Source organism: Cyclobacterium sp. 1_MG-2023 (genome assembly GCF_030546805.1).
Classification (GTDB): domain Bacteria; phylum Bacteroidota; class Bacteroidia; order Cytophagales; family Cyclobacteriaceae; genus Cyclobacterium.
Genome location: NZ_JAUOPC010000032.1, coordinates 1 through 12,626 on the forward strand (window position 1 = coordinate 1; position 12,626 = coordinate 12,626).

Here is a 12,626-nt window from a genome sequence, read left to right on the forward strand (position 1 = left end):
TTTCGTAAACTATTTTTATTTAATGAAGTACATCGAGAATAAACTGTAAATCATTTTTAGGATCGTTTATGAGATGTTCTCGTTGAAATCCCCCTTGCCCCCTTTTTAAGGGGGAGTCCGTCAATTCTAGTCTAAACGGTTTCGAATTTGATTGGGTAGTGCTTTTACCAAGTTCAATTTCTTAAGTCCTACGATAAAAATCTTTTTCAGCCAACTCCCCCTTAAAAGGGGGACCAAGGGGGATTTATTTTTAAATCTATAAATCCTAAGCAGTTTTCAAACAATATTTATCAACTTTTCCTGGCCGAGTTAGCATATCCAACTTAACACAGCTTCGCCTCCTCAGTCCCAATGGTCATTGAAATGAGCAGGCATGCGATAAAAAAACTGGGTTTCGACACTGATTGAACAGCGGGCATTATTCGCCCATGATCATATCAAGCGCTGTTAATATAATAATATTCGAAAGACCGGAAAATATAACAATTATCTATTGAACAATCTTTTGAAGAAATTACCTTCCTTGTTATCTTCATCATAATAGCCGTAACCGTAGCCGTAACCATAGCCATAGCCATAACCGGTGCCATAGCCATATTTTTGTGCCTCCTTATCCAAGCCATTAAAAATAAGATAGGCATCTTTTAATATTTCCTGTTGTTTTAGGCTGTTGATGTGGTCAATAAACTGCTTGTCACTGTAATTGTAACGAACCACAAAGAGGGAAATATCTGCCAACCTGATCAGGTCTAAAGTTTCAGAAACAAGACCTACAGGAGGGGTGTCCAATACCACCATATCATAACGGTCTTTCATCTGTGTTATCAGACTTTCAAATTTTTGGGTAATTAAGAGTTCTGCAGGGTTGGGTGGTATAGGACCGGAAACAATGATATCCAGATTTTCATAAGCCGTTTTTTGGATCACATTTTCCACATTCTCCTGATTGTCACTCAGGTAAGTAGACAATCCCTCCCTATTGCTGATACCAAAATCATCAAATATCTTGGGTTTTCGCATGTCACAACCTATCAATAGAGTTCTTTTATTGCTTAGTGCATAAACAGAGGCCAAATTGATACTGGAAAAAGTTTTGCCTTCCCCTGAGATACTTGAGGTAATTAGGATAACAGAGCTTTTGTTCTTGGGAAGAATAAAATTCAAATTGGCCCTTAGTGATCGAAAAGCCTCTGTAACTCCGGATCGATGCTTCTTTAGCACAACCAAATTATCCGCTTCCTCGCTTTGGCTAATGGTAGAAATCACATTGAGTTTGGCTTTTCTTTCCAACTCCTTGCCATCCTTAATTTTGGTACTAAAAAAAGCTTTAGCCAAACTAATTCCAATTGGTACGGATAAACCAAGAATAAGTGCAGCCAGATAGGTAAGGGCTGATTTTGGACTGATAGGTATAGGGTTAATCAAAGCCCTTTCAATAATTTTATTGCTTGGCGTATTAGAAGCTCTGGTAATGGCTGCCTCTGCCCGCTTTTCCAATAAAAAGGTGTACAATTCCTCATTTAAGGAAAATTCCCTTTGAATCCGCAATAAATTTTGTTCCGTTTGGGGCAAACTGCTAAAGGTACCGGTGATTTTATCGATCCGCTCCTGTAGGTCATCAATTAATAATTGAGCATTGCTGTCTACATTTTGCAAAAGTTCCAAGATAGACAAGTTCAAATCTTTTATTTTCATATTAACTTCCCTAATCGGAGGGGAAATATTAGTTAATTTGGAAGCATGCATGGATTTTTCGGCCTGTAATTCCAATAGATTGGTAATCAGGGTATTTAAAATGGGGTCCTCTATCCCCAAACCAGAAGGCACCACTATTTGATTGTAATCTTCCCTTTTCAAATAATTGGTCAATTGTTGGTAATATTCCCTTTTGAATTTTTCTTTGGCCAATTCATTTTCTAGTTCCTTCAATTGTTCAAATATGGCTGTACCTTCCGAACTTAAATCATATATGGAATTATTGGAGCGAAAGTTTTCCAGTCGGTTCTCAATAAACATTAAAGAATCTGACAAGACTACCAATTGGGCATCAATAAAATCAATGGTATTGGTGGCCATGGCATTTTTTTCCTGCAATTCATTTTCCAAGTAAACCTCTTGCAAAGTATTTAAATAATCCCTTCCTTTTTCAGAGGTTTGGGTATTGATGGTCAATTTTAGAATGGTGGACTTTTTGTCCATGGAAGCTATTTGCAGGTTTTCACCTGTATAATGATTGATTAATCCATGTCGGTCTCTGAATCGAATAATCATTTCTCCATCGGTCTCAGTAGAGGTGAGGCTTACTTTGAATCGATTCATGGGCAGTTCTACCCATTGATTGAATTGAAAAGTCTGGTTAGGTGATTTGGGATTCTCCAGTTTATTTCTATTGTCTGAGTCAGGAAAAATTTGTAAATAAGATTCTTCAACATACGAAACTGTAAAACCCTTATTATCAGACCATTTTATCAATAAATCACCATTAGTCAACTGCGGATGTGTCCAATCCACTTCCACTGCAATGGCTGTATTTTGATACACTTCTGTTTTCAAAAAACGACCTTGCTTATAATACTCTGTATCAAAATTTAATCTTTCTAAGGTGGCATTAGCTATGGGCCTGGATTTAAGAATAATGATTTGATTTTCCAATTCCATTTCACCCGATCCCCCCATATTTAAACCGGCAGATTCAAATAGACTAAATGGATTCTCTTTTTCTTTTACAAAAAATTTACTGGAGACCTGATATTCCGGTACAGAATACCTGATAATGGTATAAGCAATACCTAAAGCTATGATAACCGACAAAGCTATATAGGGCCAAATGCGCCAAACCCTCAATACTATGTCTTTGATATCAATTACTTCTTCTTCTTCTACGAAAACAGGTACTTTGTTATTTTCAAGTTGACTCATTTAGCAATTAATTGATGGCATTCAATACTAGTAATACCGCCGATAGGGTGGTTACTGCCAGTTGAAAAGTTTGAACAAAATTTACGCCGGTTCCCAATTCCCGAATTTTCATTGGTTCTGCATAAAGCATGTCATTGGGACGGATAAAATAAAATTCTGAGGCAATCAATCGCTCATCATTTAAATTAATCCGGAAAGTTTTGGTGCCTTCAGGGTATTGTCTCATCAAGACCAATTGATCCCTTTTGGCAGTAGTGGTCAAATCACCTGCATGGGCGATGGCCTGAAAAATACTGATGCGGTTTTGAAGAATGGTAAAATTCCCATTATTATTGAACTCACCCAAGGCAGAGAAACGTATGCCTCCCAAACGTACCCTTACAAAGAAATCCTCCTTATTTACATATTCTTTAAGTTCAGTTTCTATTAGAATCTGGGCTTGCTTGGTGGTTAAGCCCAATAATTTAATTTGACCAAGCAGAGGCAATTCCACCATGCCGTTTTCATCCACCGTATACCCATTGATAAAAAAAATGTCTCCTCCATTTTGTGATCCTTGAGTCATGTTCATATTTGTTGACTGATTCCCTGAAGCTATCCCAAAAATTTCATTGAGTTCCGGAGAGGTAGTGCTGACATTGATGTCTACCACATCATTGTATTGGAGGAAATAGTCTTCCGCACTATTGGCAACAAGTTCAGATTCTGTAAACAAGGGGATGTCTTCTTCAGACAAATCCTGCATGTAGATGATTTTCTTATTGGAAACACAAGAGCTGGCAGCAACTAAAATAAAAAAGGTAAAAAATATTCTGTTGAGTGGCTTCATTTTTATTCTATAAAATGAACTTTTTAATTCTTGACAAAGATATTTAAAAGTAAGTCAGTAAAAAAACTGTTTATTACCTTTTTTTCACCTTAAAAGTCAACCTACACTATTTATATATTAAAATACATTAAATTATATGTAAAATACTTTAATCAACAAAATTTGATTTGCTGACCCTAAACCTGATTTTCTTGAATTCTTGGACTTAAAATAAGATTTATCATTTAAATCATGCCTTTTCATATATGAATTTTAGGCTAAACACTTACAGTCAAGGGATTTGCCCCTAAAGCTAGGTAAGGTTAAGAAAATGAACTGTATTTTGCTTTAATATTCATCGGTAGAAACCCTCTTGTTTTCGGAATTTTAGCCAAAGCCGGAAAATGCGTATTTGCCCTAAAAATGGGCTAAAGCCCATTCCTATTGAGTTGTTGCTTTTATAAAGAAAGGGAAGATAAATAGGTATTAATTGAATCATTTCAATTTTATCGAATTCACATTCTCAATAGCCCGCAGCTTTAGCTGGGGGATCTCTAAAATTCATTTTTTCCGTGGCTTTAGCCAAAATATTAAGTGATTATCAATGATTGAGCCTGGAAAAATCATTAATATAAGAATAAACATCTTATCCTAAAATGATTTTTTAAACCGTGAAAATCTACAAGGCGGAAGTTAATATATTCGTCATTCCGAGACTTTGCGAGGTCTCTCTGCTCGTAGAAAGGCGAAGGAATCTCCAATGTGATGAGATTGACACATCCTTTCTCTACACAATACCTCCCCAGAAAAGAGTTCGCAATGACGGTACATCATTCTTAGAATTAACATTTAAAATGCAGCAATCAAGTTGACAGCATTCAATTAAAAAGAGCATTTTTACTTTTTTGCTATAGGTCAAAAAAGTAAGCAAAAAACCCCACCGCTGAGTATCTTTTCGGCTAAAATTTAAGACCTCCCGCACACAGGCAAACTCCTTGTTTTTGGTTTTAATATTGGCGTTATTTTTATAATGATTACTGAACCAAAAACTTCGTCAGACAGTGCCTGTGCCCTTGCCTTCGCTTCTTATATTTCTTAACGCCGTAAATTTACAAGGCGGAAGTTAATATATTCGTCATTCCGAGACTTTGCGAGGGCATTCTGCGTTGGAAGGCGAAGGAATCTCCAATGTGATGAGATTGCCACACCCTCTCCCTACACTCCACCTCACCAATAAAGGGTTCACAATGACGAAACAAGCACATCCTGGCACTCTTCTACAGGATCAGTGGCCGAAAGATAGGGACCGATGACGATTATTTTACGTCATTCTGAGACTTTGCGGGGGCATTCTGCGTTGGAAGGAGACGGGTAGTATAGCTACACCGAGTCTTCCACTAGTTCGATTGTCACTTTTTTGCTACAGGCCCAAAAAGTAACCAAAAAAGCCCGCCGCTGTGTATCTTTTCGGCTAAAATTTAAGACCTCCCGCACACAGGCAAACTCCTTAGTTTTTGGTTTTAATATTGGCGTTATTTTTATAATGATTACTGAACCAAAAACTTCGTCAGACAGTGCCTGTGCCCTTGCCTTCGCTTCTTAAATTTCTTAACGCCGTAAATCTACAAGGCGGATTTTAATTTATCATTTGATTAATGATGGGCTATTTTTAACGCAATCACTGAATTGAGGGCGGGGTGGCCGGGCCAAAACTACGAGGCGGCGTTGGGCCTTGCGGGGGGAAGTTTAGTTTTGGCTAGATTTTTCTTTGGTTCGTTTCTTTTCATCAATGGAAAAGAAATGAACGTTTAATAGCCAATTAATTGTATAATTATAAAAATCATTTCTATGTAATAAAGCATATTTGTTTCTACTATACCAAGTCATTGGTTATGACCATTTTTTACTTTTTTACTGCATGCCTGCCCTGAAGCGTAGCAACTCAGGGCCTGCCCTGAAATGCAGTAACTCAGGGCAGGCCCTGACCCTAGTCAGTGGTCAAAGAAGTAAGCAACCTGTCCTGAAGCGGAGCTAGTCAGGAGAAAAAGCCCGCCGCTGTGTATCTTTTCGGCTAAAATTTAAGACCTCCCGCACACAGGCAAACTCCTTAGTTTTTGGTTTTAATATTGGCGTTATTTTTATAATGATTACTGAACCAAAAACTTCGTCAGACAGTGCCTGTGCCCTTGCCTTCGCTTCTTAAATTTCTTAACGCCGTAAATTTACAAGGCGGATTTTAATTTATCATTTGATTAATAATGGGCTATTTTTAACGCAATCACTGAATTGAGGGCGGGGTGGCCGGGCCAAAACTACGAGGCGGCGTTGGGCCTTGCGGGGGGAAGTTTAGTTTTGGCTAGATTTTTCTTTGGTTCGTTTCTTTTCATCAATGGAAAAGAAATGAACGTTTAATAGCCAATTAATTGTATAATTATAAAAATCATTTCTGGGTAATAAAGCATATTTGTTTCTACTATACCAAGTCATTGGTTATGACCATTTTTTACTTTTTTACTGCATGCCTGCCCTGAAGCGTAGCAACTCAGTGGCCTGCCCTGAAATGCAGGAACTCAGGGCCTGCCCTGACCCTAGTCAGTGGTCAAAGAAGTAAGCAACCTGTCCTGAAGCGGAGCTAGTCAGGAGAAAAAGCCCAACGCTGTGTATCTTTTCGGCTAAAATTTAAGGCCTCCCGCACACAGGCAAACTCCTTAGTTTTTGGTGTTAATATTAGCGTTGCTTTTTTAATGTTAACTAAATTAAAAACTTCGTCAAACAGTGCCTGTGCCCTTGCCAATCCCTGCTTAAATTTCTTAACGCCGAAAATCTACAAGGCGGATTTTAATTTATCATTTGATTAATGATGGGCTATTTTTAACGCAATCACTGAATTGAGGGTGGGGTGGCCGGGCCAAAACTACGAGGCGGCGTTGGGCCTTGCGGGGGGAAGTTTAGTTTTGGCTAGATTTTTCTTTGGTTCGTTTCTTTTCATCAATGGAAAAGAAATGAACGTTTAATAGCCAATTAATTGTATAATTATAAAAATCATTTCTGGGTAATAAAGCATATTTGTTTCTACTATACCAAGTCATTGGTTATGACCATTTTTTACTTTTTTACTGCATGCCTGCCCTGAAGCGTAGCAACTCAGTGGCCTGCCCTGAAATGCAGTAACTCAGGGCCTGCCCTGACCCTAGTCAGTGCTCAAAGAAGTAAGCAACCTGTCCTGAAGCGGAGCAACTCAGGCCTGTCCTGAAGCGGAGCTAGTCAGGAGAAAAACCCCACCGCTGAGTATCTTTTCGGCTAAAATTTAAGGCCTCACGCACACAGGCAAACTCCTTAATTTTTGGTTTTAATATTGGCGTTATTTTTATAATGATTACTGAACCAAAAACTTCGTCAGACAGTGCCTGTGCCCTTGCCTTCGCTTCTTAAATTTCTTAACGCCGAAAATCTACAATGCGGAAGTTAATATATTCGTTATTCCGAGACTTTGCGAGGTCTCTCTGCTCGTAGAAAGGCGAAGGAATCTCCAATGTGATGAGATTGCCACACCCTTTCCCTACACAACACTTCCCCAATAAAGGGTTCGCAATGAATTGTTGTAACGATATTATTGGCATCATTATAACTCGAATTGAGGTTTTAATTATAGGATAGTATATCTATATCGAGTCTTTCACCATTTCGATTGTTACTTTTTTGCTGCAGGTCAAAAAAGTAAGCAAAAAACCCCACCGCTGAGTATCTTTTCGGCTAAAATTTAAGGCCTCCCGCACACAGGCAAACTCCTTAGTTTTTGGTGTTAATATTGGCGTTATTTTTATAATGATTACTGAACCAAAAACTTCGTCAGACAGTGCCTGTGCCCTTGCCTTCGCTTCTTAAATTTCTTAACGCCGTAAATTTACAAGGCGGAAGTTAATATATTCGTTATTCCGAGACTTTATAGAGGCTCGGATGCAGAAAGTCGAAGGAATCTCAACAGTGGGGAGACTACCTCACCCTTGCCTCTCCACTGCCCTCACCTAAGGGTTCGCAGTGACGAAAGAAGCTCATCATGGCACACTTTGACAGGCTCAGTGGCCGGAAGCAGGAAAGAACCATCCTTGGATAACTCATCCAAAAAAAAACTATTTCAGAAAGGTATTGAAGACTTCCTTAAGCACTCCCGTACCATAACCGATCAATTGGCCATAAGAGGTCAATACAGCCAAAAACCTGGACTTGATTCCTCCTTTGGCACTTAATAATACCGCCATGGTCCAGAAGATATAAGCGGCTGCCATCAGCAATCCCAATGGCTTCATATATAGGAAGGCGATAGGCAGGAACACTAGGCCCAATAAAAACAATAAGGGCATCAAATGAACCGGTTTGAGTGCGTCTTTGTGAAAGCGGGTAATGAATACACGGTTTCTTCCAAATTGGTGACTTTGACGAACAAAAGAGAGAAAATCATTCTTTCGGTGGTGGTAAACAAAGGCCTCTTCCACCAATTCGAGCTTGAATCCGGCTTTTTTTATGCGAATGCTGAGCTCTATGTCTTCAGCCATATTGGGATGAACAAAGCCACCAAGTTTCTCATAAACTGCCCTGGAGAATCCCATATTGTAACCACGGGCCTGATATTTTGCCGGGTTCTTCATTTTGCCCCGAATACCTCCGGTGGTCCAAAAAGAAGTCATGCTGAAATTCATGGCTTTTTGCCAATCAGAAAAGTCATCCCCCGCATCATCCGGTCCACCATGCGCATCCAAATGACGGGAACCAACTGCAGTATTGAGAATGCTAAAGTAATCGGGGGGAATCACACAGTCCGAATCAAAAAAAACGAAATAATCTCCCTTTGCCAATTCCATGCCCTTATTGCGTGCAATACCTTGCCCCCTATTCTCTTGGTAGGAATAAATGATTGAAAGTAGCGTTTGAAAATTATTGACAATGTGTTCAGAGGACAAATCTGAACCATCTTCCACCACGATTACTTCAAAATCAGTAAAGGACTGTTTACCTAAACTTTGGAGTAGGTTTTGCAATTCCTCGGGGCGATTGTAAACCGGAATGATTACAGAAAACCGCATTATTCCTCGGAATTAATTTCCTCGGCAATGGTATAGTCACTTTTATGTGCATTATTAGAAGTCATCATTTCTGCCATAAAGCCGGTTAGAAACAGTTGAACCCCTACAATTAAGGCCACTAGTGCAAGAAAAAACAAGGGTTGATCGGTTATTTCCCTAACATTGATTCCCTTTCTTAGGCCGGATATTTTTTCATAAATCAACCAAAGGGTGATGACAAATCCGCTTATAAAAGAGATCGAGCCCATGGTACCAAAAAAATGCATGGGCCTCTTTTTATACCTGTTGACAAAAGACACAGAAATAAGGTCCAAGAAGCCATTGATAAAGCGTTCCAATCCAAACTTGGTGCTGCCATATTTTCTAGGACTGTGGGTCACTTCCTTTTCAGTAATTTTCCCAAAACCATTCCATTTGGCAATCAATGGGATGTACCGATGCATTTCCCCGTATATCTCTATGTTTTTTACGACTTTATTTGCGTAGGCCTTTAAGCCGCAATTAAAATCATGAAGTTTGATGCCTGAAATCAGCCGGGTCACGTCATTGAATAATCTGGAAGGAACTGTTTTGGACAGCGGGTCATGTCGCTTTCTTTTCCATCCACTTACCAAGTCAAAACCTTGCTCGGTAATCATGCGGTAAAGGGCAGGCACTTCCTCAGGGCTGTCTTGCAAGTCTGCATCCATGGTTACCACTACATCCCCCTGGGCTTTTGAAAAGCCAATATTTAAAGCCGCAGATTTCCCATAGTTTCGGAGAAACTTTACAGCCTTAACATTGCTATTTTTTTCTGAAAGCTTTTGTATTACCTCCCATGAGCTGTCTCTGGAACCATCGTCAATATAAATGGCCTCATAGTCCAGTTCATTGGATACCATCACCCTGTCTATCCATGCCTGGAGTTCAGGCAATGATTCTTCTTCGTCGAAAACAGGAATGATGATTGAAATTTGGGGCATAACTCAATTAAAAATCTGTTGATTTGTCTCTTTTTTTAATAATGGCACCGAGTATAAGGGAAAGGATGGCATAAATGAACAAAGAAGTTCCAAAACCTGAAATTTGTCCACTAATGGTAAATTGATTTTCCATATCGGCACGCATGTCCTTGATTTGCTCACTTGAAAGACTGTCTGCTGCCCCAAAATTATCCAATAGGTCCATCATGTTTTCAAGTTGTTCTTTTACCAGAATTTCTGCAAGCTCCGGGTGAATCACTTGATACAATAGAATATTGCCTAAAGTGGTTATCAGTCCGGAGACAATTAAGGTCACCAAGGCAAATTGGAAAGCGGTGCCAAAGGTCATGAAACCTCCGATTTCTTTTCGATATTGTATTCCAAAGTAAATTACCATTCCAAAAAACAGCGCAAAGACAGCAAAACCATACCAAGCTGAAACCAAATAGCTGTAGTTGATAAAATAAATAATAAAGGTCAGCGACACCATCACCAGACCAACAATTAATCCGGAATTAAGTGCTGCTTTTGTAGGGGATATTTTTTCATGCTGTTCCATAATTGAGAATTTTAAAATTCAACGTTCCTCTTTAAAATTATGGAAAATATGATGGTAAAGAAGAGTCCTGGGAAAATTTTTCTTAAAAAATCATTTATCGCCACATCAAACACAGTCATTGCTGAAATGTTTTCATAGGTTTCTTCATAGGCTGTAACATTCAATTGCTCCTCCAAGACGGCTTTATTATCGCTCATCAATGCCAAGTTGATTTGTTTGAAGGTAGTGAACAAGTCCATGTCCAACTGTATCGTTCCTAATATATACAATGCAGACAGGCCCGCAATGATGGTATAAGTAAAAAAACCTACCGTCATTCCTTGACCAAAGTACAAGTTGCCTCCATTAAAATTATCTCGGAAGCTTTTAATTCCAAAAAACACAAAGATGGGAATGATCAAATACCCAAATATAAGGTTCATGCTCAATGGCTCTATGTCCAAAAAATAAATTGTCAGGAAGCCCAAGAAACAAAGTCCTCCCCCATAAAGTCCAAATGGCAATGCAGCTTTTAAATACCTATTCATTTATACCCTCCATCTTACCTCTGTTAATAAGGTATTTTACTTTCCCTTTTAAGGATTGATTATAATAAGGATTATTGCTAGCCAATGAGGCATTGCTTTTTGCATCAAAAACCCATTCCTCATTTGGATCAAACACCGTAAGGCTGTCCCAAGCATCACTTTTATTGCCTAAAATGGTTTGAGGTCCTTTGGTTAACTTTTCAATCAGCAAAGGGAAGCCTAATTTTTCAGCCAACTTAACTAGGGCCGGAACAAAAGTAGGCAAGCCGGCCATCCCAAATGGGGCTAGGTCAAATTCCATATTTTTGGCATCCAATTCATGCGGGATATGATTAGAAACTAAGGCATCAATTGTACCATCTTTCAGCGCTTCGATTAAACCTTCCTGCTGTTTTTTCCCTCGAAAAGGAGGCATTACCTTTAGATTTGTGTCAAAACCCAACAAATCTTCTTCTGAGAAAAGCAACTGGTAAATCGACATGTCTGCAGTCACTGACATGCCTTCTTTTTTGGCTTGGCGTATATGTGCCAAAGCTCCAAGTGTGCTGATGGCCTGAAAGTGCAACCTTCCACCGGTATACCTCAATATTTCCAAGTTTTTTTGAACGGCTACTTCTTCTGCTAAATCAGGAATTCCTTTTAGGCCCAGCATGGTGGAAGGGATCCCTTCATGCATCTGACCAAATAGCGCAAGCATTGGGTCCTGCGATTGGTCAAATAAGACCCCGTTAAATTTTTGCAGGTACTGCAAAGCCTTCATCATCCGATCTGAATGCGCAAGTGACACCAAACCTTCTCCAAAAAGCTTTACCCCATATTGGTTTAGGTCCAGCATTTCCGTAAGTTCTTTCCCTTCAAAGTTTTTTGTAACAGCCGCTTGAATATGAAAAGTAGGGAACAAAAATTGGGTATGGTTTTTTAAATAAGCCACCTCACTTTTGGATTGAATGGGAGGGTTACTATTTGGCAGAAGCACAGCTTCGGTCATTCCTCCTTGACAAAGTGCTTTTGAAAGGCTCTCTAAGGTTTCACGGTATTCTTGACCGGGTTCACCGGATAAACACCTTAAGTCTGTCCAGCCTTTGGAACCCAATAATCCCTTGCAATCTAAGCATATTTCGTCTTCGGCTATTGAATCGGTGCTAACTGGATTTATGGTTTTTCCATCAAATATATAATCAGCGGCAGGTAGTATTTCTTTTTCTGTGATGATTTTTAGTGACTGGAAGCGTACGGTCATGAGCTGTTTTTATTTTTGCAAAACTGCAATTTTATTCCCTAAAATGGAAATAAATGCGGAGGAAAGCATCAAGCAATTCTTATTTTACTTCTCTCTCAATCCCAGAATATCCTGAGGCGGTTATTTTCCTGGAGGGCACAAATTCATTTAAATGATCTTTAATTCTATTTGGTCAGAAGGTGTGATTTTGTCAGCATTGTTGCAAAAAAGGCAACAATACCGCCAAAATCAAGAGGGCGTTGATTTACCTTACCACGGGCTTCACCCATGGCTATAATCCTGTCAACCCTTCAGGTTTCTTGAGACACTTTATTGTTAAAGTCTTTTCCAGGGTTAATGTAGGGGCTGCTGATTTCGGTGATGTCAATGGAGTAACCGGACCTGTAGCCGTAGATGGTTGGATATGGAAACCTAAGGCTTCGACTCCGCTCAGCCACCGGTAAAGAAAATTCGTTCTAAAACACCTTTCCGCAACTCCCCCTTTAGTCGAAGGGGCTATAATCCTGTCAGCCCTTCAGGCTTCTTGATAC

At 39.3% G+C, this 12,626-nt stretch carries 8 protein-coding genes; 1 reads left to right on the forward strand and 7 read right to left on the reverse strand.

Features of this window, described 5'->3' with window-relative positions; translation table 11 throughout:
• Positions 1-486: 486 nt before the first annotated feature.
• From Q4534_RS23730 to Q4534_RS23760, 7 genes are all read right to left on the reverse strand, one after another.
• Positions 487-2,919 (reverse strand): polysaccharide biosynthesis tyrosine autokinase, encoded by a 2,433-nt coding sequence (locus Q4534_RS23730; protein ID WP_303615648.1) that lies wholly within the window; start codon positions 2,917-2,919, stop codon positions 487-489.
• A 7-nt stretch (positions 2,920-2,926) separates the two neighbouring features.
• The gene (locus tag Q4534_RS23735) at positions 2,927-3,664 is read right to left on the reverse strand and encodes a polysaccharide biosynthesis/export family protein (RefSeq protein ID WP_303615655.1); all 738 of its coding nucleotides are present in this window, start codon (positions 3,662-3,664) and stop codon (positions 2,927-2,929) included.
• A gap of 4,193 nt (positions 3,665-7,857) precedes the next feature.
• Positions 7,858-8,808: a glycosyltransferase family 2 protein gene (locus Q4534_RS23740; protein WP_303615649.1), complete on the reverse strand. Its 951-nt coding sequence runs from the start codon at positions 8,806-8,808 to the stop codon at positions 7,858-7,860.
• On the reverse strand, positions 8,808-9,770 hold the full coding sequence (locus Q4534_RS23745) for a glycosyltransferase family 2 protein (protein ID WP_303615650.1): 963 nt from the start codon (positions 9,768-9,770) through the stop codon (positions 8,808-8,810). Before Q4534_RS23745 ends, Q4534_RS23740 begins: the two co-directional genes overlap by 1 nt.
• Before the next feature lie 7 nt (positions 9,771-9,777).
• Entirely contained in the window at positions 9,778-10,329 is a 552-nt protein-coding gene (locus Q4534_RS23750) for a DUF4199 domain-containing protein (protein WP_303615651.1), read from the reverse strand.
• Positions 10,330-10,340: 11 nt separating this feature from the next.
• A complete protein-coding gene (locus Q4534_RS23755) occupies positions 10,341-10,856 on the reverse strand; it encodes a DUF4199 domain-containing protein (RefSeq protein ID WP_303615652.1) in 516 nt (171 codons plus the stop codon).
• Positions 10,849-12,096: a dihydroorotase gene (locus Q4534_RS23760; RefSeq protein WP_303615653.1), complete on the reverse strand. Its 1,248-nt coding sequence runs from the start codon at positions 12,094-12,096 to the stop codon at positions 10,849-10,851. Before Q4534_RS23760 ends, Q4534_RS23755 begins: the two co-directional genes overlap by 8 nt.
• A gap of 239 nt (positions 12,097-12,335) precedes the next feature.
• Between Q4534_RS23760 and Q4534_RS23765 the strand changes: the two genes are divergently transcribed.
• Positions 12,336-12,539, forward strand: a complete 204-nt coding sequence (locus tag Q4534_RS23765) for a hypothetical protein (RefSeq protein WP_303615654.1) — start codon at positions 12,336-12,338, stop codon at positions 12,537-12,539.
• Positions 12,540-12,626: the final 87 nt, after the last annotated feature.

Excerpts from the sequence above, each read along its gene's own strand:
- Q4534_RS23740 (WP_303615649.1), bottom strand. The coding sequence starts at position 8,808 with ATGCGGTTTTCTGTAATCATTCCGGTTTACAATCGCCCCGAGGAATTG.
- Q4534_RS23755 (WP_303615652.1), bottom strand. The coding sequence starts at position 10,856 with ATGAATAGGTATTTAAAAGCTGCATTGCCATTTGGACTTTATGGGGGA.
- Q4534_RS23760 (WP_303615653.1), bottom strand. The coding sequence starts at position 12,096 with ATGACCGTACGCTTCCAGTCACTAAAAATCATCACAGAAAAAGAAATA.
- Q4534_RS23730 (WP_303615648.1), bottom strand. The coding sequence starts at position 2,919 with ATGAGTCAACTTGAAAATAACAAAGTACCTGTTTTCGTAGAAGAAGAA.
- Q4534_RS23745 (WP_303615650.1), bottom strand. The coding sequence starts at position 9,770 with ATGCCCCAAATTTCAATCATCATTCCTGTTTTCGACGAAGAAGAATCA.
- Q4534_RS23750 (WP_303615651.1), bottom strand. The coding sequence starts at position 10,329 with ATGGAACAGCATGAAAAAATATCCCCTACAAAAGCAGCACTTAATTCC.
- Q4534_RS23735 (WP_303615655.1), bottom strand. The coding sequence starts at position 3,664 with ATGCAGGATTTGTCTGAAGAAGACATCCCCTTGTTTACAGAATCTGAA.